General features: G+C 64.2%; 18 protein-coding genes and 2 tRNA genes. 19 read left to right on the forward strand and 1 reads right to left on the reverse strand.

The annotated features are described in order from the left end of the window. The first annotated feature begins 526 nt into the window (after positions 1-526). The 13 genes from pstS (at position 527) to ACFOPH_RS02860 (ending at position 14,525) form a co-directional block, all read left to right on the forward strand. Positions 527-1,567: a phosphate ABC transporter substrate-binding protein PstS gene (gene pstS, locus ACFOPH_RS02800; RefSeq protein ID WP_379733346.1), complete on the forward strand. Its 1,041-nt coding sequence runs from the start codon at positions 527-529 to the stop codon at positions 1,565-1,567. 102 nt (positions 1,568-1,669) lie between these two features. Next, complete coding sequence (gene pstC, locus ACFOPH_RS02805; RefSeq protein ID WP_312547656.1) at positions 1,670-2,686, forward strand: phosphate ABC transporter permease subunit PstC; 1,017 nt, start codon at positions 1,670-1,672, stop codon at positions 2,684-2,686. Continuing rightward, positions 2,683-3,540 carry a phosphate ABC transporter permease PstA gene (gene pstA, locus ACFOPH_RS02810; protein ID WP_312547655.1) on the forward strand — a complete coding sequence of 286 codons (858 nt, stop codon included), beginning with the start codon at positions 2,683-2,685 and terminating at the stop codon, positions 3,538-3,540. Before pstC ends, pstA begins: the two co-directional genes overlap by 4 nt. 27 nt (positions 3,541-3,567) lie before the next feature. Continuing rightward, positions 3,568-4,359 carry a phosphate ABC transporter ATP-binding protein PstB gene (pstB, locus tag ACFOPH_RS02815; protein WP_379733350.1) on the forward strand — a complete coding sequence of 264 codons (792 nt, stop codon included), beginning with the start codon at positions 3,568-3,570 and terminating at the stop codon, positions 4,357-4,359. A 40-nt stretch (positions 4,360-4,399) separates the two neighbouring features. Beyond that, the gene (gene phoU, locus ACFOPH_RS02820) at positions 4,400-5,092 is read left to right on the forward strand and encodes a phosphate signaling complex protein PhoU (RefSeq protein ID WP_379733353.1); all 693 of its coding nucleotides are present in this window, start codon (positions 4,400-4,402) and stop codon (positions 5,090-5,092) included. A gap of 4 nt (positions 5,093-5,096) precedes the next feature. Next, positions 5,097-5,780 (forward strand): response regulator, encoded by a 684-nt coding sequence (locus ACFOPH_RS02825; protein WP_379733356.1) that lies wholly within the window; start codon positions 5,097-5,099, stop codon positions 5,778-5,780. A gap of 15 nt (positions 5,781-5,795) precedes the next feature. Next, positions 5,796-7,088 (forward strand): phosphate regulon sensor histidine kinase PhoR, encoded by a 1,293-nt coding sequence (gene phoR, locus ACFOPH_RS02830; RefSeq protein ID WP_379733359.1) that lies wholly within the window; start codon positions 5,796-5,798, stop codon positions 7,086-7,088. 234 nt (positions 7,089-7,322) lie between these two features. Further along, the gene (locus ACFOPH_RS02835) at positions 7,323-8,225 is read left to right on the forward strand and encodes a patatin-like phospholipase family protein (RefSeq protein WP_312547650.1); all 903 of its coding nucleotides are present in this window, start codon (positions 7,323-7,325) and stop codon (positions 8,223-8,225) included. Between the two features lie 27 nt (positions 8,226-8,252). Further along, the gene (locus ACFOPH_RS02840; protein ID WP_379733362.1) at positions 8,253-8,666 is read left to right on the forward strand and encodes a GlcG/HbpS family heme-binding protein; all 414 of its coding nucleotides are present in this window, start codon (positions 8,253-8,255) and stop codon (positions 8,664-8,666) included. A gap of 388 nt (positions 8,667-9,054) precedes the next feature. Beyond that, entirely contained in the window at positions 9,055-10,218 is a 1,164-nt protein-coding gene (gene carA, locus ACFOPH_RS02845) for a glutamine-hydrolyzing carbamoyl-phosphate synthase small subunit (RefSeq protein ID WP_379733365.1), read from the forward strand. Next, positions 10,219-13,449: a carbamoyl-phosphate synthase large subunit gene (gene carB / locus ACFOPH_RS02850; RefSeq protein ID WP_312547644.1), complete on the forward strand. Its 3,231-nt coding sequence runs from the start codon at positions 10,219-10,221 to the stop codon at positions 13,447-13,449. Between the two features lie 138 nt (positions 13,450-13,587). Beyond that, complete coding sequence (greA, locus tag ACFOPH_RS02855; protein ID WP_312547642.1) at positions 13,588-14,067, forward strand: transcription elongation factor GreA; 480 nt, start codon at positions 13,588-13,590, stop codon at positions 14,065-14,067. Further along, positions 14,067-14,525 carry a DUF4149 domain-containing protein gene (locus ACFOPH_RS02860; protein ID WP_379733370.1) on the forward strand — a complete coding sequence of 153 codons (459 nt, stop codon included), beginning with the start codon at positions 14,067-14,069 and terminating at the stop codon, positions 14,523-14,525. Before greA ends, ACFOPH_RS02860 begins: the two co-directional genes overlap by 1 nt. Positions 14,526-14,792: 267 nt before the next feature. Here the strand turns inward: ACFOPH_RS02860 and yhbY are convergent, their stop codons facing one another. After that, entirely contained in the window at positions 14,793-15,263 is a 471-nt protein-coding gene (yhbY, locus tag ACFOPH_RS02865) for a ribosome assembly RNA-binding protein YhbY (RefSeq protein WP_312547639.1), read from the reverse strand. A gap of 42 nt (positions 15,264-15,305) precedes the next feature. Here yhbY and ACFOPH_RS02870 point away from each other — a divergent pair, with 42 nt between their 5' ends. The 6 genes from ACFOPH_RS02870 (at position 15,306) to ACFOPH_RS02895 (ending at position 20,687) form a co-directional block, all read left to right on the forward strand. Further along, positions 15,306-15,992 (forward strand): RlmE family RNA methyltransferase, encoded by a 687-nt coding sequence (locus ACFOPH_RS02870; RefSeq protein ID WP_379733374.1) that lies wholly within the window; start codon positions 15,306-15,308, stop codon positions 15,990-15,992. A 189-nt stretch (positions 15,993-16,181) separates the two neighbouring features. Further along, positions 16,182-18,068 carry an ATP-dependent zinc metalloprotease FtsH gene (ftsH, locus tag ACFOPH_RS02875; RefSeq protein ID WP_312547637.1) on the forward strand — a complete coding sequence of 629 codons (1,887 nt, stop codon included), beginning with the start codon at positions 16,182-16,184 and terminating at the stop codon, positions 18,066-18,068. A gap of 103 nt (positions 18,069-18,171) precedes the next feature. Then, positions 18,172-19,008 (forward strand): dihydropteroate synthase, encoded by an 837-nt coding sequence (gene folP, locus ACFOPH_RS02880; RefSeq protein WP_312547636.1) that lies wholly within the window; start codon positions 18,172-18,174, stop codon positions 19,006-19,008. 22 nt (positions 19,009-19,030) lie between these two features. Continuing rightward, a complete protein-coding gene (gene glmM / locus ACFOPH_RS02885; RefSeq protein WP_312547635.1) occupies positions 19,031-20,380 on the forward strand; it encodes a phosphoglucosamine mutase in 1,350 nt (449 codons plus the stop codon). 73 nt (positions 20,381-20,453) lie between these two features. Further along, positions 20,454-20,530 (forward strand) — tRNA-Pro (locus tag ACFOPH_RS02890). An 80-nt stretch (positions 20,531-20,610) separates the two neighbouring features. Continuing rightward, positions 20,611-20,687 (forward strand) — tRNA-Arg (locus ACFOPH_RS02895). Positions 20,688-20,769: the final 82 nt, after the last annotated feature.

The following is a 20,769-nucleotide window of genomic DNA, read 5'->3' on the forward strand; positions in this document are numbered from 1 at the left end:
TCCGATTTCCTGGAAGATTTCGTAGGCAATCAGGCCAACCATGCCACTCAGGATTGCAAAAACAAACATATTCCACATACGACTCAAACGCTCTTCAGCATCCCCTCCGTGTCAAGATGACACTTGGAGCATAGCAGCCGGCGATGTATTTACAAGAGTGGGGCCCGCCTATATTTGCAGCCGGCTTCGCTCGACCGTGGCGGCAATCCGCGCCGGGCCGGGCGGCCGCGCACCCAGTGAAAACTAGCCGTCATCAATTGTGTGACGGCCATCCGCGCTTCGCGGCACCATGACGCCGGAACCCACGTCATGGGCGTGCACGCGGTCGTCATCGGGCCGACACAGTGCTGAAACACACGTGTGACACGCCCGGCCGCCATGTCATCGATTCGATGACATGGTCATGCGCCCTGGCAGGCGGCAGGGCCGTGTCATCAACTTGTCATATTCGGGCAGTAGACTTCGCGCTAATTGAACCGGGGCAGCCCGGGGCGCAGTCCGCGCCACTTTCTGAAAGGATATCGATATGCGTATGAAGCACTTGCTCCTCTCCGTCGCGGTGGCCGCCGCCACCCTGGCGGCAGGCGCTGCCCAGGCGGTCAACATCACCGGCGCCGGCGCGACCTTCCCCTATCCGATCTACGCGAAGTGGGCGGAAATGTACAAGAAGGCCAGCGGCAACGGCATGAACTACCAGTCGGTGGGCTCGGGCGCCGGCATCAAGCAGATCAAGGCGAAGACCGTCGACTTCGGCGCGTCCGACATGCCGCTGCCGGCACAGGACCTGGAGGCCGCCGGGCTGTTCCAGTTCCCCGCCGTCATGGGCGGCGTGGTCCCGGTCGTGAACATCGCGGGCGTGGCCCCGGGCCAGGTCAGGCTGACCGGCCCGGTGCTGGCCGACATCTTCATGGGCAAGATCACCAAGTGGAACGCGCAGCCGATCGCCGCCCTGAACCCGGGCGTCAAGCTGCCGGCCGATAACATCACGGTCGTGCGCCGCGCCGACAGCTCGGGCACCTCCTTCCTGTTCACCGACTACCTGGCCAAGGCCAGCCCGGACTGGAAGCTGAAGATCGGCGCCGGCACCTCGGTCAAATGGCCGACCGGCGTGGGCGGCAAGGGCAACGAGGGCGTGGCCGCCAACGTGCAGCGCATCAAGGGTTCGATCGGCTACGTCGAATGGGCCTACGCCAAGAAGAACCGCATGGCGCACACCCAGCTGCAGAACCGCGAAGGCGCCTTCCTCCAGCCGGACGACGCCGCCTTCAAGGCTGCCGCCGCCAGCGCCGACTGGGCCAAGGCGCCGGGCTTCGGCGTGGTGCTGACCGACCAGCCGGGCAAGGCCAGCTGGCCGATCACCGGTGCCTCGTACATCATCATGTACAAGGCCCAGGCCGACGCTGCGAAGGGCAAGGAAGTGCTGAAGTTCTTCGACTGGGCCTATCGCGAAGGCGACGCCGCCGCCGCCGACCTGGACTACGTGCCGATGCCCGACGCCGTCACCAAGCTGGTGCAGGATGCCTGGCGCGCGAACGTGAAGGACGCCGCCGGCAAGGCACTCTGGTAATCACGCGATAACGAAGCACTAAACGAAGCACCAAGCGAAGCACCGAGCCAAGCCGCCGGGCCAGCCCGGCGGCGATCATCGCGGCACACACAAGAACATCACATGAGCGCACATCCTTCCGTCGCAATCGAGGACGAGGCCCGCCTGGCCGCGGCCGACCACGAACATGCCGCCCTGCGCAAGACCATGCGCAACCAGCGCATCCAGGACTTCCTGTTCCACAAAATTACCCTGCTGTTCGCCGCCAGCGTGCTGCTGGCCCTGCTCGGCATCATCGTCTCGCTGGCGATCGGCGCCGCGCCCGCCTTCAAGGAATTCGGCGCCGCCTTCATCACCACCGTCGAGTGGGACCCGGTCGAAGACCGCTACGGCGCCCTGATCGCCATCTGGGGCACGGTCGCCACCTCGCTGATCGCGCTCCTGATCGCCTTCCCGATCAGCTTCGGCATCGCCCTGTTCCTCACCGAGATCTGCCCCGCCTGGCTGCGCCGTCCGATGGGCACCGCCGTCGAGCTGCTGGCCGGCGTGCCGTCGATCATCTACGGCATGTGGGGCCTGTTCGTGTTCGCGCCCCTGTTCGCCGACTACGTGCAGCCGCTGCTCCAGAACACCCTCGGCCAGCTGCCGGTCATCGGCCAGCTGTTCCAGGGCCCGATGATGGGCATGGGCATCCTGACCGCCGGCCTGATCCTGGCCGTGATGATCATCCCCTTCATCTCCTCGGTGATGCGCGACGTGTTCGAGATCGTCCCCGCCGTGCTGAAGGAATCGGCCTACGGGCTGGGCTGCACCAAGTGGGAAGTGGTGCGCAAGGTCGTGCTGCCCTACACCCGCAACGGCGTGGTCGGCGGCGTGATGCTGGGCCTGGGCCGGGCGCTGGGCGAAACCATGGCCGTCACTTTTGTCATCGGCAATGCGCACGAACTCTCGGCCTCGCTCTTCATGCCTGGTAACTCGATTTCCTCGACCCTGGCCAACGAATTCGCCGAAGCGACGCCGGGCCTGCACGTGTCCTCGCTGTTCGCCCTCGGCCTGATCCTGTTCGCGATCACCTTCGTCGTGCTCGCCGCTGCAAAACTGATGTTGGTGGGGATGTCCCGCAAGGAAGGTGTGAAATGAACGGCATCGTCAAGAACCCCGTGTACCGCCGGCGCCTGCTGGCGCACCGCATCGGCATCGCCCTGTCGGTGCTGGCGATGGCGATCGGCCTGGCCTTCCTGGCCTGGATCCTGGCCACGCTGCTGATCCAGGGCTTCGGCGCGCTCTCCGGCCCGATGTTCAGCCTCGACACCCCGGCCCCCGGCAGCGAAGGCGGCCTGCGCAACGCCATCGTCGGCAGCCTGATGATGGTCGGCCTGTCGACCCTGGTATCGACCCCGGTCGGCATCCTGGCCGGCATCTACCTGGCCGAGTACGGCGAGACCAACCGCTTCGGCCAGGTCACCCGTTTTGTGACCGACATCATGCTGTCGGCGCCGTCGATCGTGATCGGCCTGTTCGTCTACGCCCTGTACGTGGCCAACGTGAAGCATTTCTCGGGCTATGCCGGCTCGATCGCGCTGGCGCTGATCGCCATCCCCGTGGTCGTACGCACCACCGACAACATGCTGCGCCTGGTGCCGAACAGCCTGCTCGAGGCGGCCTTTGCCCTCGGCGCCCCGCGCTGGAAGGTGGCGATGCTGGTGCGCCTGCGCGCCGTCAAGGCCGGCGTGATCACCGGCGTGCTGCTGGCCCTGGCCCGCATCTCGGGCGAAACCGCGCCGCTGCTGTTCACCGCGCTCAACAACCAGTTCTTCAGCACCGACATGGACGCGCCGCTGGCCAACCTGCCGGTCGTGATCTACACCTACGCGATGAGCCCCTACGACGACTGGCGCTCGCTGGCCTGGGGCGGCGCGCTGCTGGTGACCTTCACCGTGCTGTTCCTGAACATCCTGTCGCGCACCCTGTTCACGCAGAAGACCCCGCGTTAATTTATCCTGATAACCATGACCCAAGCTATGGCAACCCCGACCCCGACGCCGACGCCGTCGGCCAAGACCAAGACGATCGAGATCTCGAACCTGGATTTCTTCTACGGCAAGAGCCAGAGCCTGAAGAACGTCTCGCTCGACATCCACGAGAAGCAGGTGACCGCCTTTATCGGCCCTTCCGGCTGCGGCAAGTCGACCCTGCTGCGCACCCTGAACCGCATGTACGATTTGTATCCGGGGCAGCGCGCCGAAGGGTCGATCATGTACCGCGGCCGCAACATCCTCGCACCGGGCGTGGACGTGAACATGCTGCGCGCCAAGATCGGCATGGTGTTCCAGAAGCCGACCCCGTTCCCGATGTCGATCTACGACAATATCGCCTTCGGCGTGCGCCTCTACGAGAACCTGTCGAAGGGCGAGATGGACGAGCGCGTCGAGTGGGCGCTGAAGAAGGCGGCGCTGTGGGAAGAGGCGAAGGACAAGCTGAGCAAGAGCGGCCTGTCGCTGTCCGGCGGCCAGCAGCAGCGCCTGTGCATCGCGCGCGGCGTGGCGGTGAAGCCGGACGTGCTGCTGCTCGATGAGCCGACCTCGGCGCTCGATCCGATCTCGACCGCGAAGATCGAGGAACTGATCAGCGAGCTGAAGCAGGACTACACGATCACGATCGTGACCCACAACATGCAGCAGGCGGCGCGCTGCTCCGATTACACTGCATACATGTACCTGGGCGAACTGGTGGAATTCGGCGAGACCGACCAGCTGTTCATGAACCCGAGCAAGAAAGAGACGCAAGACTACATCACGGGTCGTTTCGGTTGATCGACGGTCCGGACAATAACGCATACCAGGGAGAGCAGTAATGATTGGCGAGCATTCTTCAAAGCAGTACGACCAGGAACTGGAATCGATCCGCTCCAAGGTCCTGCTGATGGGCGGCATGGTGGAAACCCAGTTCGAGGAAGCGCTGAACTGCTTCCGCGTCGACGACCCGGCCAAGGCCGACAAGGTGATGGCCGACGACCATGCGGTGAACCAGCTCGAAGTGCAGCTCGACGACGCCTGCAGCCACCTGATCGTGCGCCGCCAGCCGACCGCCAACGACCTGCGCACCGTGATGGCGACCATCAAGGTGATCACCGACCTGGAACGCATCGGCGACGAGTCCTCGAAGATCGCGCGCACCGCCAAGAACCTGCACGCGCGCGGCAACGCCGGCTTCGCCCACTTCGACATGATCCGCAGCATCGGCAAGGCCACCTCCGACCTGCTGCACGACGCCCTCGACGCCTTCGCCCGCCTCGACGGCAAGCAGGCGCTGCAGATCATCGCGGCCGACGAAGTCGTCGACCACGAATTCCGCACCATCCTGCGCAACCTGATCACCTTCATGATGGAAGATCCGCGCACGATCTCCTCGGCGCTCGACACGTTGTGGGTGGCGAAAGCCATCGAGCGCATCGGCGACCATGCCAAGAACATCGCCGAGTACGTGATCTACGTGGTCGAAGGGCGCGACATCCGCCACAGCAAACCCGCGGCGCACGAGGGCTGACCGGATGAGCAATACGACCGTACTGGTAGTGGAGGACGAGCCGGCGATCGTCGAGCTGGTGAGCTACTCGCTGCGCGAGGCCGGCTGGACGATCAGGTCGGTCGGCACCACCGCCGCGGCCTGGGACAGTATCGCCCACGGCAAGCCCGACCTGCTGCTGCTCGACTGGATGCTGCCCGACCAGAGCGGCCTGCGCCTGCTGGCGCGCCTGCGCGCCGACCGCGACTTCCAGGACATCCCGGTCATCATGCTGACCGCAAAGAGCATGGAAGAGGACAAGCTGGCCGGCCTGAACACCGGCGCCGACGACTATGTCACCAAGCCGTTCTCGCCGCGCGAACTGCTGGCGCGCGCGCGCGCGCTGCTGCGCCGGAAAAGCCCGCACCTGGCCGAGGCCCCGCTGCGCGCCGGCGCCGTGGTGCTCGATCCGGCCAGCTGCACGGTCTCGATCGAGGGCAGCCAGATCGACATCGGCAACGCCGAATACAAGCTGCTGAAGTTCCTGCTGGCGCACCGCGAGCGCGTATTCTCGCGCGCCCAGCTGCTCGACAAGGTGTGGGGCGACCACGCCGTGATCGAGGAACGCACGGTCGACGTGCACGTGCTGCGGCTGAGGAAAGCCCTGAAGGGCGCCGAGGGCCTGATCCGCACCGTGCGCAGCGTCGGGTATATGCTCTCGGAAAAATAATCCATACAAGGTCCGATGAACCCCAAACTGCTGTTCTGGGTGCCGGCGCTGCTGCGCCTGGCTTCCATCTTCGTGGCCGCCGGCGTGGTCTGGTGGCTGGGCGGGCTGGTCGCGGCCCTGGCGGCGGCGCTGGCCGGCGCCCTGGTGGCGCTGGTGGTGCAGCTGCGCTACCTGCAGGAGCTGGGCCAGTGGCTGGACGACCCGCATTCCGGCAGGCTGCCCGACGGCTGGGGCGCCTGGACCGACGTCTTCGCGCGCCTGTACCGCCTGCGCCGCGAGGACGAGCGCAACCAGGAGGAGCTGGCCGAATGGCTGGCGCGCTTCCGCCAGGCCATGCGCCTGCTGCCGGAAGGCGTGGCCATCATGGACGACGTGCTCTTCCTCGAATGGTGCAACCCGGCGGCCGAGCGCCACCTGGGCCTGACGCTGGAGCGCGACAAGGGCCTGCGCGTGACCAACCTGGTGCGCCATCCCGACTTCATCGACTACATCATCCTCGGCCGCTACGAGCAGCCGCTGACCCTGTCCTTCCGCGGCCGCAAGATCGAATGCCGCATCATCCCGTTCGAGAACCGGCGCCAGATCCTGGTCACCCACGACGCCACCGATGCCGAGCGCATCGAGGCGATGCGGCGCGACTTCATCGCCAACGCCTCGCACGAGCTGCGCACGCCGCTGACCGTGATCGTCGGCTTCCTGGAAATCGCGATGTCGGACCCCTGCATGGACGCCGCCACCCGCGAAGCGCACCTGAAGCTGATGACCGAGCAGGGCCAGCGCATGCAGCGCCTGATCGAGGACATGCTGACGCTCTCGCGCCTGGAGTCGGACGAATTCCCGCTGCGCCGCGAACGGGTCGACGTCAAGTCGCTGGTCGAGTCGGTGGCGAGCGAGGCGCGGGCGCTGTCGAACGGGCGCCACGAGATCGCGGTGTCGGTCGAGGGCCCGGACGTGATGGGCAGCGTCGAAGAGCTGCGCAGCGCGTTTGCCAACCTGGCCTCGAACGCGGTGCGCTATTCGCCCGACGGCGGCCGCATCGCCCTGTCCTGGCGCCGCGCCGAGGGCGAGCTGCAGTTCGCGGTGAGCGACACCGGCATCGGCATCGACCCCCAGCACATCGCGCGCCTGACCGAACGCTTCTACCGCGTCGACAAGAGCCGCTCGCGCGACACGCAAGGCACGGGCCTCGGGCTGGCGATCGTCAAGCACGTGCTGCTGCGCCATGGCGGCAGGCTGAAGATCAGCTCGGTGGCGGGGGAGGGAAGTACGTTTACCGCGTCGTTGCCGGATACCTCGCTGCAGGGATGAGTTGACGCCGGCGTGCGCCGGTTCTCGTAGGGTGGGTTCTTGAACCCACGCCGTACGGCGGTCGCATTAACGCGGCTCTTGCGACCGAGCGATTGTCGATGGCGGTCTCCGGATGACCTTGCGGTAAGCATCGGTACAACCGCGTGGGTTCAAGAACCCACCCTACAAGAACCCGCCTCATCCATCCCGTCACATTGCGCGGTACAATCGGGAATTGTCTTTCTCGACCCGCACATGTTCTCTCGACGTACCTCCATCATCGCGCTCGGCGCGCTCGTCCTGGCCGGCTGCGGCAGCACCCCGCCAGCCCCTCCGACCCCGGTAGCCGTACAACCGCCTCCACCGAAGAAGGTCCGCATCGGCCTGGCCCTGGGCGGCGGCGCGGCGCGCGGCTTTGCCCACATCGGCGTGATCAAGGCCCTGGAAGCCCAGGGCATCGTGCCCGAGATCGTGGTCGGCACCAGCGCCGGTTCGGTGGTCGGCGCGCTGTACGCCTCCGGCTACGACGGCTTCGCGCTGCAAAAGACCGCCATGACGATGGACGAGGCCACGATTTCCGACTGGGCGCTGCCGCTGTTCTCGAAATCCCCGGGCGTGCTCAAGGGCGAGGCCCTGCAGAACTACGTCAACAAGGCGGTCGCCAACGTCCCGATGGAACGCTTCCCGAAACGCTTCGGCGCGGTGGCGACCGACCTCAAGACCGGCGAATCGATCCTCTTCAACAAGGGCAATGCCGGCCTGGCCGTGCGCGCCTCGTCCTCGGTGCCGAGCGTGTTCCAGCCGGTGAAGATCGGGACCAAGACCTATGTCGACGGCGGCCTGGTGGCGCCGGTGCCGGTGAAGTTCACGCGCGAAATGGGCGCCGACTTCATCATCGCGGTGAACATCTCGACCCAGGCCGACACCCAGGCCACCGCCAGCTCGCTCGACGTCCTGATGCAGACCTTTTCGATCATGGGCCAGCGCATCAACCATTTCGAGCTGAAGGAAGCCGACATCGTCATCACCCCGGCGCTGGGCAAGATGGGCAGCGCCGACTTTGCCGGACGCAACCTGGCAATCCTCGCCGGCGAGCAGGCCGCGGCGGCGGTCATGCCGCAGATCAAGGCCAAGCTCAAGGCGAAGCAGCAACAATAACTATTCAGACCTCAATAAGGAAAACTCATGCAGACCAAACCGATGCTGACCCTGGACGACGTGAAGACCATCGCCGCCGCGGCCGAAGCCGAAGCCGTCAAGAACAACTGGCCCGTGACGATCGCGATCGTCGACGACGGCGGCCACCTGCTGTGGCTGCAGCGCCTGGACGGCGTGGCGCCGATCTCGGCCCACATCGCCCCGCAAAAGGCGAAGACCGCCGCACTGGGCCGCCGCGAATCGAAGATCTACGAAGACATCATCAACAACGGCCGCGTGTCCTTCCTGTCGGCGCCCGAGATCGAGGGCATGCTGGAAGGCGGCGTGCCGGTCGTGGTCGACGGCCACGTGATCGGCGCGGTCGGCGTGTCGGGCGTGAAGTCGACCGAGGATGCGCAGATCGCCAAGTCGGGCATTGCCGCGCTGGTCGCTACTTCGTAATATCGGAGGCTGCCGTAGGGTGGGCACTCCGTGCCCACCCTACTTGATTGACCTGTCGAATCCGCCGCCCACGCGTTCAGGCGACGGTCGGGGCGCCGCACCGCGTTCACCGTCGCATCATCCCATCAAGTCCGTTGAATCCCGGAAAATCCCAGCTCTGCAGTAAGTAAAAACCCCGATTTTGCCCCGTTTCGATCCGTCGGTACATTGCCGACATACTCGATACGCGCTATAATTTGGGGGTTTAGCCATTCACTTACTTGCCGTAGCGCCTACCTCCCATTCCTCATTCCAAACGACCTCCAACTCGGACCAGCGACGCGCGTCCGTGGGCCTTGGATGTCGGTCTGACGTGGCGCAGCTACGGTAACTTTATTGGGAGTTACCCTTGCCGCCATTTTTTTCTGGCCCAGCCGTCCCAGCCATCCTGGCCCTTGCAGACGGAACGATTTTCCGAGGTTATTCCATTGGTGCCGCCGGTCACACGACCGGTGAAGTGGTATTCAATACCGCGATCACGGGCTACCAGGAAATCCTTACCGACCCCAGCTACTCGCGTCAGATCGTCACGCTGACGTACCCGCACATCGGCAACTACGGCGTGAACAGCGCCGACGTCGAAGCCGGTAAAGTCCACGCCGCAGGCCTGATCATCCGCGACCTGCCGCTGATGGCGTCGAATTTCCGTTCCACCCAGTCGCTGTCGGATTACCTGAAAGCCGAAAATGTCGTGGCAATCGCCGGCATCGATACCCGCAAGCTGACCCGCCTGCTGCGCGAGAAGGGCGCCCAGGCCGGCGCCATCCTGACCGGCACCCAGGGCAACCAGCCTTCGGAAAGCCAGGCACTGGAATTGGCCCGCTCCTTCCCCGGCCTGGCCGGCATGGACCTGGCGAAAGTCGTCTCGGTCAAGGAGCCTTATGTCTTCACCGAAACCGAGTGGAAGCTCGGCCAGGGCTTCGGCAAGCAGGAAAACCCGCAATACCACGTGGTCGCCTTCGACTACGGCGTCAAGCGCAACATCCTGCGCATGCTGGCCGAGCGCGGCTGCAAGGTCACCGTCCTGCCGGCGGAATCGACCGCGGAAGACGCACTCAAGCTCAACCCTGACGGCATCTTCCTGGCCAACGGTCCGGGCGACCCGGAACCCTGCGACTACGCCATCAAGGCCACGGCCGAGCTGATCGAGAAGGGCATCCCGACCTTCGGCATCTGCCTGGGCCACCAGATCATGGCGCTCGCGTCCGGTGCGAAGACGATGAAGATGAAGTTCGGCCACCACGGCGCCAACCACCCGGTGCAGGACCTGGATTCGAAGAAGGTCCTGATCACCTCGCAGAACCACGGCTTCGCGGTCGATCCGGACACGCTGCCGAAGAATTGCCGCGTGACCCACGTCTCGCTGTTCGACGGCTCGCTGCAGGGCTTCGCCCGCACCGACAAGCCAGCCTTCTGCTTCCAGGGCCACCCGGAAGCGTCGCCCGGCCCGACCGACGTTGCCTACTTGTTTGACCGCTTCATCAGCCTGATGCAAGCCCAGGAGAAGAATTAAATGCCAAAGCGTAGTGATATCAAAAGCATCCTGATCATCGGCGCCGGCCCGATCGTCATCGGCCAGGCCGCGGAGTTCGACTATTCCGGCGCACAAGCGTGCAAGGCCCTGCGCGACGAAGGCTACAAGGTCATCCTGGTAAACAGCAATCCGGCGACGATCATGACCGACCCGGAAATGGCCGACGTCACCTACATCGAGCCGATCACCTGGAAGGTCGTCGAGCGCATCATCGCCAAGGAAAAGCCGGACGCGATCCTGCCGACCATGGGCGGCCAGACCGCGCTGAACTGCGCGCTCGACCTGCACCGCCACGGCATCCTGGAAAAATACAACGTCGAACTGATCGGCGCCTCGCCGGAAGCCATCGACAAGGCCGAGGACCGCTCCAAGTTCAAGGACGCGATGACCAAGATCGGCCTGGGTTCGGCACGCTCGGGCGTGGCGCACTCGATGGACGAAGCGCGCGCCGTGCAGCGCGAACTGGGCTTCCCGACCATCATCCGTCCGTCCTTCACGATGGGCGGTTCGGGCGGTGGCATCGCCTACAACGAGGAAGAATTCGAATCGATCTGCAAGCGCGGCCTGGAAGCCTCGCCGACCTCGGAACTGCTGATCGAAGAGTCGCTGCTGGGCTGGAAAGAGTACGAGATGGAAGTCGTGCGCGACAAGGCCGACAACTGCATCATCATCTGCTCGATCGAAAACCTGGATCCGATGGGCGTGCACACCGGCGACTCGATCACGGTCGCACCGGCGCAGACGCTGACCGACAAGGAATACCAGATCATGCGTAACGCGTCGATCAACGTCCTGCGCGAGATCGGCGTCGACACCGGCGGCTCGAACGTGCAGTTCGCGATCAACCCGAACGACGGCCGCATGATCGTCATCGAGATGAACCCGCGCGTGTCGCGTTCCTCGGCGCTGGCGTCGAAGGCGACTGGCTTCCCGATCGCGAAAGTCGCGGCGAAACTGGCTGTTGGTTTTACCCTTGATGAACTGCGCAACGAGATCACCGGCGGCGCGACCCCGGCCTCGTTCGAGCCGTCGATCGACTACGTCGTCACCAAGATCCCGCGCTTCGCCTTCGAAAAATTCCCGGCGGCCGACAAGCACCTGACCACTCAGATGAAGTCGGTCGGCGAAGTCATGGCCATGGGCCGCACCTTCCAGGAGTCCTTCCAGAAGGCCCTGCGCGGCCTGGAAGTCGGCGTTGACGGCCTGAACGAGAAGACGCGCGACCGCGAAGTCATCGAAGAGGAACTGGGCGAGCCGGGTCCTGAGCGCATCTGGTACGTGGGCGACGCCTTTGCCCAGGGCTTCACGCTGGAAGAAGTGCACGCGCTGACCAAGATCGATCCGTGGTTCCTCATCCAGATCAAGGAAATCGTCGACATCGAACTGTGGCTGGACCACCAGACGCTGGAGTCGCTCGACAAGCCGACCCTGTACAAGCTCAAGCAAAAGGGCTTCTCGGATGCGCGCCTGGCCTTCCTGATGCACACCACGCAGGCCGAGGTGCGCAAGCGCCGCCATGAGCTGGGCATCCGTCCGGTCTACAAGCGCGTCGACACCTGCGCCGCCGAATTCTCGACCGACACCGCCTACATGTACTCGACCTACGACGAGGAATGCGAAGCGGCGCCGACCGACAAGAAAAAGATCATGGTGCTGGGCGGTGGTCCGAACCGCATCGGCCAGGGCATCGAGTTCGACTACTGCTGCGTCCACGCGGCCCTCGCGATGCGCGAAGACGGCTACGAGACCATCATGGTCAACTGCAATCCGGAGACCGTGTCGACCGACTACGACACCTCGGACCGCCTCTACTTCGAATCGCTGACCCTGGAAGACGTGCTCGAAATCGTCGACCTGGAAAAGCCGGTCGGCGTGATCGTGCAGTACGGCGGCCAGACCCCGCTGAAACTCGCGCTGGACCTCGAGGCGAACGGCGTGCCGATCGTCGGCACCAGCCCGGACATGATCGACGCGGCCGAAGATCGCGAGCGCTTCCAGCAACTGCTGCAGAAGCTGAACCTGCGCCAGCCGCCGAACCGCACCGCGCGCACCGAAACCGAGGCCCTGGCACTGGCCCAGGAAATCGGCTACCCGCTGGTGGTGCGTCCTTCGTACGTGCTGGGCGGCCGCGCGATGGAGATCGTCCACGAGCAGCGCGACCTCGAGCGCTACATGCGCGAAGCGGTCAAGGTCTCGAACGATTCGCCGGTGCTGCTGGACCGATTCCTGAACGACGCCATCGAAGTCGACGTCGACTGCATCTCGGACGGCGAGACCACCTTCATCGGCGGCGTGATGGAACACATCGAACAGGCCGGCGTGCACTCGGGCGACTCGGCCTGCTCGCTGCCGCCGTACTCGCTCTCGACGGAGACCATCGACGAACTGAAGCGCCAGACCGCGCTGATGGCGAAGGGCCTGAACGTGGTCGGCCTGATGAACGTGCAGTTCGCGATCCAGCAATCGGAAGTCGACGGCAAGACGGTCGACACCGTGTTCGTGCTGGAAGTGAACCCGCGCGCTTCGCGTACCGTGCCGTTCGTGTCGAAAGCCACCGGCATCCAGTTGGCGAAAGTCGCGGCGCGCTGCATGGTCGGCCAGAAGCTGGCGGAGCAGGGCATCACGGAGGAAGTGACGCCGCCGTTCTACAGCGTCAAGGAAGCCGTGTTCCCGTTCGTGAAGTTCCCGGGCGTCGACACCATCCTCGGCCCGGAAATGAAGTCGACCGGCGAAGTGATGGGCGTGGGCGAGACCTTCGGCGAAGCTTTCGTGAAGTCGCAGCTGGGCGCCGGCATCAAGCTGCCGGAGTCGGGCAAGGTCTTCCTGTCGGTGAAGGGCTCGGACAAGCCGCGCGCCGTGAAAGTGGCGCGCGACCTGGTCGCACTGGGCTTCTCGCTGGTGGCGACGAAGGGCACCGCGGCCGTGATCGAGGCCGCCGGCCTGCCGGTCACCGCGGTGAACAAGGTGATCGAGGGCCGTCCGCACGTGGTCGACATGATCAAGAACCACGAGATCGAGATGGTCATCAACACGGTCGAGGAAAAGCGCAGTGCGATCGCCGACTCGCGCACCATCCGCACCTCGGCCCTGGCCGCGCGCGCGGTGACCTACACCACGATCGCCGGCGCCGAGGCCGCGATCCAGGGCATGCGTCACCTGAACGAACTGAAGGTCTACGATTTACAAGGCCTGCATAACACCTTAAACTAAGCATCAAGAAGTAGTACTGCGAGTACCCGTCAAACCACAGAGCTCGCGCGGCTTGCGTCGCGCGCCTCTGTGGTTTTCACTTGTACGTCCACAAACAACCGGAAAACCCTGGTTTTCAGTCAGCAGAAACGAATTGATATGAACACTTCCGTACCGCTCACCAAATACGGCGCCGAACTCCTGAAGGAGGAACTGCATCAGCTCAAGACCAAGGAACGCCGCATCGTCATCGACGCGATCGCCGAAGCGCGCTCGCACGGCGACCTGTCGGAGAACGCCGAGTACGACGCCGCCAAGGAGCGCCAGGCTTTCGTCGAAGGCCGCATCGCCGAACTCGAAGGCAAGCTGAGCGCCGCCCAGATCATCGACCCGGCGACCCTGGACGCCGAAGGCCGCGTGGTCTTTGCCGCGACCGTCGACCTGGAAGACCTGGAAAACGGCCAGAAGGTGAGCTACCAGATCGTCGGCATCGACGAAGCCGACCTGAAGTTGAACAAGATCTCGGTCACCTCGCCGATCGCGCGCGCCCTCATCGGCAAGTACGCCGGCGACGTGGTCGAAGTGCAGGCCCCGTCCGGCCCGCGCGAATACGAAATCCTGGAAGTGCGCTACGTCTGATGACAGCGATCGCTGCCCGCTTGCCAGCTGCGCGCCTGCTTGTGGCGGCGCTGTGGGCCGGCGCCCTGTGGGTGCTGGGCTACGTGGCCGCGCCGGCGGTGTTTTCCATCGCCTCGGGCACGAACGCCGGCGACATCGTCGGCGCTTTCCTGCATCGCCTGGCCTGGATCAGCTTTGCCTGCGCGGCGCTGATGCTGGTGCTGGTCCGGTTTTCGCCGGATCTCGCAGCAGGGCGCAAGCGCTTCCTGAACCTGCTGGTGCTGGCGATGCTGGCCTGTGCGCTGGTGATGTATGTGGGCCTGCAGCCGGCGATGGCCGCGATGCGCGAAGCCGCTGGCCCTGAAGGAATCCGTGCCTCGCCGCTGTGGACGAAGTTCGCCATCATGCATGGGGTGTCGCAGCTGTTTCACCTGATCGAGAGTATTCTCGCGGCGGTGCTGCTGGTGAAGAGCCGTTGAACGCGCATTGCCCGTAATGTCGACCGTAGGGTGGGCACCCCGTGCCCACGCGCGACGTGCGTCTCCTTGCACTATTGGCCTCAACGATTCGCCCGCAAACGTCGAGCAAAGCCGTGCCGCATGGGGCGCCGGTTTTCGGATGCGTCGCGGGCGACAGGCAAATGCCAACGAGGATGGATACGTGCGTAACGCGTGGGCACGGAGTGCCCACCCTACATTGCGGACAGATCGCCGACGAAAAAAAACCGGGGAGACCCCGGTTTCTTTTTACTTGTTCAGCGCCGATTTCTTGGTGCTGGCTTGGCGCGGCTTGGCGCGCTTGATGTTGCCGCCCGCGGTGACGCGCTCGTTGCCCTTGAGCATAACCTTGGTCACGCTCGGCTTCTTGGTGCCGCTGGCGCTGGCCTTGACGATGGTGACTTCGCGCATGCCCTTGCCGGCCTTGCTGCTCCGTTCCTTGACGGCTTCCTTCTTCGGGCGGTACAGCACCAGCAGCTTGCCGATGTGCTGGACCGGCGCCGCGTCGAGCTCTGCGCAGATCTGCTCGTACATGGCGACGCGTGCTTCGCGATCGTCGCCGAACACGCGGACCTTGATCAGGCCATGGGCGTCGAGACTGGTCGCGATTTCCTTCATGACGGACTCGGTCAGGCCGGCTTCGCCGATCATGACAACAGGATTGAGCCCATGGGCTTCGGCGCGCAGCGCGCTGCGCTCGGCCGGAGTGAGTTTAAGCATAATAATTTTTGGATGTACCTATAAAAGCAGTATTCTACGCGAATGGCCAAGAACAAATTAAACAAAAACTGGTTGCACGACCATATTAACGATCCGTACGTCAAGCTGGCGCAGAAAGAAGGCTACCGTGCCCGCGCCGCCTTCAAGCTCAAGGAAATCGACGAAAGCGAGAAACTCATCAAGCCGGGGCAGGTCATCGTCGACCTCGGCTGCACCCCGGGCAGCTGGGCGCAGTACACCCGGCGCAAGCTGGCCGGCAAGGAAGGCGGGGGCATCAACGGCACCATCATCGGCCTGGACCTCCTGCCGATGGAGCCGATTGCCGACGTCCATTACATCCAGGGCGACTTCCGCGAGGACGAGGTGCTCGACCAGCTGGCTGTTGTTCTGGAGGGACACCGCGCCGATCTGGTGTTGTCCGACATGGCCCCGAATCTGTCCGGGATTCCGACGGCGGACGCTGCCCGGATGGAACACCTGATCGATCTCGCGATTGAGTTTTCTCAAATGCATCTGAAGCCGGGCGGCGCATTGTTGGTGAAGTGCTTCAAGGATATGGGGTTCACCCAGATCGTCGAGAAGTTCCGCACGGAGTTCAAGACGGTCAAGCAGATCAAGCCGAAGGCAAGTCGCGACAAGTCGTCGGAAATCTTCCTGCTCGGACGTGGTCTGAAGAATCCAGTGGAATATAAATCGTTGGTTTCAGGCGATCCGACCCTTGATATTTGAGATCGCAACCGCACATGCACGCCGTGAAGCTCCGTTCGGTACGCGCGAACCGCGTAGTCGTGCCGCATGGAACTGTAAAAGGTGGCAATATGGCATCATGGGGCCTGTGCGTAGCACGGCCTGCTTATTGCAGGTAAAATCGGCAAATCTCACATTGCAATTGGTGCGATTCGCATCGAAGGAGTTTTCGTGAATAATATGTTTTCCAAATCTGCCATCTGGGTGGTGGTCGCGCTGCTGTTGTTCATGCTGTTCAAGCAGTTCGACAACCATAGCCCTGCTGGCGGCAGCAAGACCATCGCTTATTCCGAGCTGCTCGACGATGTGAAGGCGCGCCGCGTGAAGGATGTCGTGATCGAAGGGGCGAACATCACCGCTACCCGTACCGACGACACCAAGGTCCGCGCCACCGCGACCATGCTCGACCGCGGCCTGATCGGCGACCTGCGCGAGAACGGCGTGCGCTTCGACGTGAAGCCGCCCGAGGAGCCTTCCTTCCTCCAGCAGGTCTTCATCTCCTGGTTCCCGATGCTGCTCCTGATCGGCGTCTGGGTCTTCTTCATGCGCCAGATGCAGGGCGGCGGCAAGGGCGGGGCTTTCTCGTTTGGCAAGTCGAAAGCCCGCATGCTCGATGAAACGAACAACAGCGTTACCTTCGCCGACGTCGCCGGTTGCGACGAAGCGAAGGAGGAAGTCAGCGAGATCGTCGACTTCCTGAAAGACCCGACCAAGTTCCAGAAGCTGGGCGGCCGCATCCCGCGCGGCGTGCTGATGGTCGGTCCTCCGGGTACCGGTAAGACCCTGCTGGCGCGTGCGATTGCCGGCGAAGCGAAAGTGCCGTTCTTCTCGATCTCGGGCTCCGACTTCGTCGAGATGTTCGTCGGCGTCGGCGCATCCCGCGTGCGCGACATGTTCGAGAACGCGAAGAAGCACTCGCCGTGCATCATCTTCATCGACGAGATCGACGCGGTCGGCCGTCACCGCGGCGCCGGCATGGGCGGCGGCAACGACGAGCGCGAACAGACCCTGAACCAGCTGCTGGTCGAGATGGACGGCTTCGAAGCCACCTCGGGCGTGATCGTGATCGCCGCGACCAACCGCGCCGACGTGCTGGACAAGGCCCTGCTGCGTCCGGGCCGTTTCGACCGCCAGGTGATGGTGGGCCTGCCGGACATCCGCGGCCGCGAACAGATCCTGAACGTGCACATGCGCAAGGTGCCGATCGGCGCCGACGTCAAGGCCGACATCCTGGCGCGCGGTACCCCGGGCTTCTCGGGCGCCGACCTCGCCAACCTGGTCAACGAAGCCGCACTGTTCGCCGCGCGCCGCAACAAGCGCCTGGTCGAGATGGGCGACTTCGAGGACGCGAAGGACAAGATCTACATGGGTCCGGAGCGCAAGTCGATGGTCATGCGCGAAGAGGAACGCCGCAACACGGCTTACCACGAGTCCGGCCACGCAGTGGTGGCCAAGCTCCTGCCGAAGGCAGACCCGGTGCACAAGGTCACCATCATGCCGCGTGGCTATGCGCTGGGCCTGACCTGGCAGCTGCCTGAGCACGACAACCTGTCGGGCTACAAGGACAAGATGCTGGAAGAAATCTCCATCCTGTTCGGTGGCCGTATCGCCGAAGAGATCTTCGTCGGCCAGATGTCGACCGGCGCCTCGAACGACTTCGCCCGCGCCACCAAGCTGGCCCGTTCGATGGTGACCCGCTTCGGCATGTCCGAGAGCATGGGCGTGATGGTCTACGAGGACAGCGAGAACGAAGGCTTCTTCGGCGGCGCCACCAAGACCATCTCGGAAGCGACGCAGCAGAAGGTCGACGCCGAGATCCGCGCGATCCTCGACACCCAGTACGCGCTCTCGCGCCGCCTGCTGGAAGAGAACCGCGACAAGGTCGAAATGATGACCAAGGCGCTGCTCGACTGGGAAACCATCGATGCCGAGCAGATCAACGACATCATGGCCGGCCGCGAGCCGCGCCCGCCGAAGGCCGGCCTGCTGACCAAGCGCACGCCGCCTGGCGACAGCGGTTCGGGCGGCGTCGCCACCAACGCGACGGCGCCGGCTTGATCGCTTGGTATATCGATCAGCTTAAATTGATCATCTAGTAACAACCTGCGCAAAAGGCATCCCCTTGGATGCCTTTTGCGCGTTAACGACCTCTACTTTCCCTATGCGTCAATTCCTGCAATGTGGCCGCTTCCGTTTCGAGCTGGGGCGCCGTCCTCTCGTCATGGGCATCCTGAACGTCACCCCTGACTCATTCTCCGATGGCGGGCGTTATCAATCGCTCGAGTTCGCTGTCTCGCGTGCCGAGGATATGGTCGCCAGCGGCGTCGACCTGATCGACATCGGCGGCGAATCGACCCGGCCCGGTTCTCCCAGCGTGTCCGTCGAAGACGAGCTGGCGCGTGTGATGCCGGCGCTGTACGCGCTGCAGGAAGTCGGCAAGCCGCTGTCGGTCGACACCTGCAAGCCGGAGGTGATGCGCGAGGCGATCATCGCCGGCGCCGACATGATCAACGACATCAACGGGTTCCGCGCTCCCGGCGCGATCGAGGCCGTCGTCGACAGCGACTGCGGCCTGTGCGTGATGCACATGCAGGGCACGCCCCAGGACATGCAGGCCCAGCCTGTCTACACGGACGTGGTGCGCGAAGTGATCGACTTCCTGCGCGAGCGCGTCGACGCACTGGTCGCCGCTGGCGTCGACCGTGAACGCATCTGCGTCGACCCTGGCCTGGGCTTCGGCAAGACCGTCGAGCACAACTATGTGCTGCTGCGCAGTACCCAGCGTATTGCCGACGAGCTCGGCCTGCCGGTGCTGATCGGCCTGTCGCGCAAGTCGATGATCGGCACGGTCACCGGACGCCCGGTCGAGGAGCGCATGGCCGGCAGCCTGGCAGGCGCGTTGGCTGCTTTTGCGCATGGCGCTAAAATTGTACGAGTGCATGATGTTGCAGAAACCGTCGACGCGCTGAAGGTATGGCGCGCGGCGACCATCGATTGACCCCACAAGAAAGAGAAGAAGCATGGCACGCAAATATTTTGGTACCGATGGCGTTCGTGGCGAAGTCGGCGTGGCGCCGATCACGCCCGATTTCGTGATGCGCCTCGGCTACGCCGCCGGCAAGGTGCTGGCCAAGGATTACGCCGCCGGTACCCGCCCGACTGTCCTGATCGGCAAGGACACCCGTATTTCCGGCTACATGCTGGAAGCCGCGCTCGAAGCCGGTTTCTCGGCTGCCGGCGTCGACGTGATGCTGGCCGGCCCGATGCCGACCCCGGCGATCGCCTACCTGACCCGCGCCCTGCGCCTGCAGGCCGGCGTGGTGATCTCGGCCTCGCACAATCCCTTCCAGGACAACGGCATCAAGTTCTTCTCGGAACATGGCACCAAGCTGCCGGACAGCGTCGAGCTGTCCATCGAGGAAGCGATCGACCAGCCGATGGACTGCGTTTCTTCGGACAAACTGGGCCGCGCGACCCGCCTGCGCGATGCCCAGGGCCGCTACATTGAATTCTGCAAGAGCACCTTCCCGAACGAACTGGACCTGCGCGGCCTGAAGATCGTCGTCGACAGCGCCCACGGCGCCGCCTACAACATCGCGCCGCACGTGTTCCACGAACTGGGCGCCGAAGTGGTCTCGATCGGCGCGACCCCGGACGGCTTCAACATCAACGCCGGATTCGGCGCCACCTCGCCGAAGGCGCTGTCGCAGGCCGTGGTCGAGCACAAGGCCGACCTCGGCATCGCGCTCGACGGCGACGCCGACCGCCTGATCATGGTCGACGCCACTGGCCGCGTCTACAACGGCGACGAGCTGCTCTACCTGATGGTGCGCGACCGCATGGCCACCGGCGAAGTGGCCGGCGCCGTCGGCACCCTGATGACCAACATGGCGCTGGAAGTGGCGCTCAAGGAAATGGGCGTGGGCTTTGCGCGCGCCAAGGTCGGCGACCGCTACGTGCTCGAAGTGATGCAGGAGCGTGGCTGGATCCTGGGCGGCGAAGGCTCGGGCCACCTGCTGGCGCTCGACAAGCACAGCACCGGCGACGGCATCGTCTCGGCGCTGCAGGTCCTGTCCGCGCTGAAGCGCAGCAACAAGTCGCTGCAGGAATGCTGCGGCGAACTGAAGCTGTATCCGCAAACCCTGATCAACAAGCGCGTGCCGGCAGGCTTCGACTGGACCCAGGATCAGGGCCTGGTGGCCGAGAAGGAAGCCGTCGAGCGCGAGCTGGGCGACGCCGGCCGTGTCCTGATCCGCGCTTCGGGCACCGAACCCCTGATCCGCGTGATGGTCGAGGCCAAGGAAGCGGAACTGGCCGAGCGCATGGCACGCAGGATCGCCGACAAGCTGGCCGACAAGCTGGCTGCATAAGGCAATCAGCAGGGTGCAGGGCCTCGTCCTTGCATTGACGCGCCACGTCCGGAGGGGTATGATCGGTCCCAATCGGAGTGTGGCGCAGCCCGGTAGCGCACCTGGTTTGGGACCAGGGGGTCCAAGGTTCGAATCCTTGTACTCCGACCACAGGCTTTACAGGCGGGCCGTCTTTGTCGACGGCCCGCTTTCGTTCCGTCATTCCGCCCGGCTGTTCGGCCAGGCACATACTGCCCATAGCTCAGTTGGATAGAGCATCAGCCTTCTAAGCTGAGGGTCGCTGGTTCGAACCCAGCTGGGCAGGCCAAAAATAGCAACCTATTCAACAGCTTGTAAACGCCTAGCTTTGCCAAAAAACTAGGCGCTGCGTTACTCAAACAGGGTTGCGT

Source organism: Massilia haematophila (genome assembly GCF_042647645.1).
Lineage (GTDB): Bacteria > Pseudomonadota > Gammaproteobacteria > Burkholderiales > Burkholderiaceae_D > Telluria > Telluria haematophila.

Coding starts and splice junctions, on each gene's coding strand:
- folP (WP_312547636.1), top strand. CDS start 18,172: ATGCGTCAATTCCTGCAATGTGGCCGCTTCCGTTTCGAGCTGGGGCGC.
- ACFOPH_RS02870 (WP_379733374.1), top strand. CDS start 15,306: ATGGCCAAGAACAAATTAAACAAAAACTGGTTGCACGACCATATTAAC.
- pstA (WP_312547655.1), top strand. CDS start 2,683: ATGAACGGCATCGTCAAGAACCCCGTGTACCGCCGGCGCCTGCTGGCG.
- glmM (WP_312547635.1), top strand. CDS start 19,031: ATGGCACGCAAATATTTTGGTACCGATGGCGTTCGTGGCGAAGTCGGC.
- ACFOPH_RS02825 (WP_379733356.1), top strand. CDS start 5,097: ATGAGCAATACGACCGTACTGGTAGTGGAGGACGAGCCGGCGATCGTC.
- pstC (WP_312547656.1), top strand. CDS start 1,670: ATGAGCGCACATCCTTCCGTCGCAATCGAGGACGAGGCCCGCCTGGCC.
- ACFOPH_RS02840 (WP_379733362.1), top strand. CDS start 8,253: ATGCAGACCAAACCGATGCTGACCCTGGACGACGTGAAGACCATCGCC.
- ACFOPH_RS02835 (WP_312547650.1), top strand. CDS start 7,323: ATGTTCTCTCGACGTACCTCCATCATCGCGCTCGGCGCGCTCGTCCTG.
- pstB (WP_379733350.1), top strand. CDS start 3,568: ATGGCAACCCCGACCCCGACGCCGACGCCGTCGGCCAAGACCAAGACG.
- ACFOPH_RS02860 (WP_379733370.1), top strand. CDS start 14,067: ATGACAGCGATCGCTGCCCGCTTGCCAGCTGCGCGCCTGCTTGTGGCG.
- greA (WP_312547642.1), top strand. CDS start 13,588: ATGAACACTTCCGTACCGCTCACCAAATACGGCGCCGAACTCCTGAAG.
- yhbY (WP_312547639.1), bottom strand. CDS start 15,263: ATGCTTAAACTCACTCCGGCCGAGCGCAGCGCGCTGCGCGCCGAAGCC.
- phoU (WP_379733353.1), top strand. CDS start 4,400: ATGATTGGCGAGCATTCTTCAAAGCAGTACGACCAGGAACTGGAATCG.
- pstS (WP_379733346.1), top strand. CDS start 527: ATGCGTATGAAGCACTTGCTCCTCTCCGTCGCGGTGGCCGCCGCCACC.
- phoR (WP_379733359.1), top strand. CDS start 5,796: ATGAACCCCAAACTGCTGTTCTGGGTGCCGGCGCTGCTGCGCCTGGCT.
- carB (WP_312547644.1), top strand. CDS start 10,219: ATGCCAAAGCGTAGTGATATCAAAAGCATCCTGATCATCGGCGCCGGC.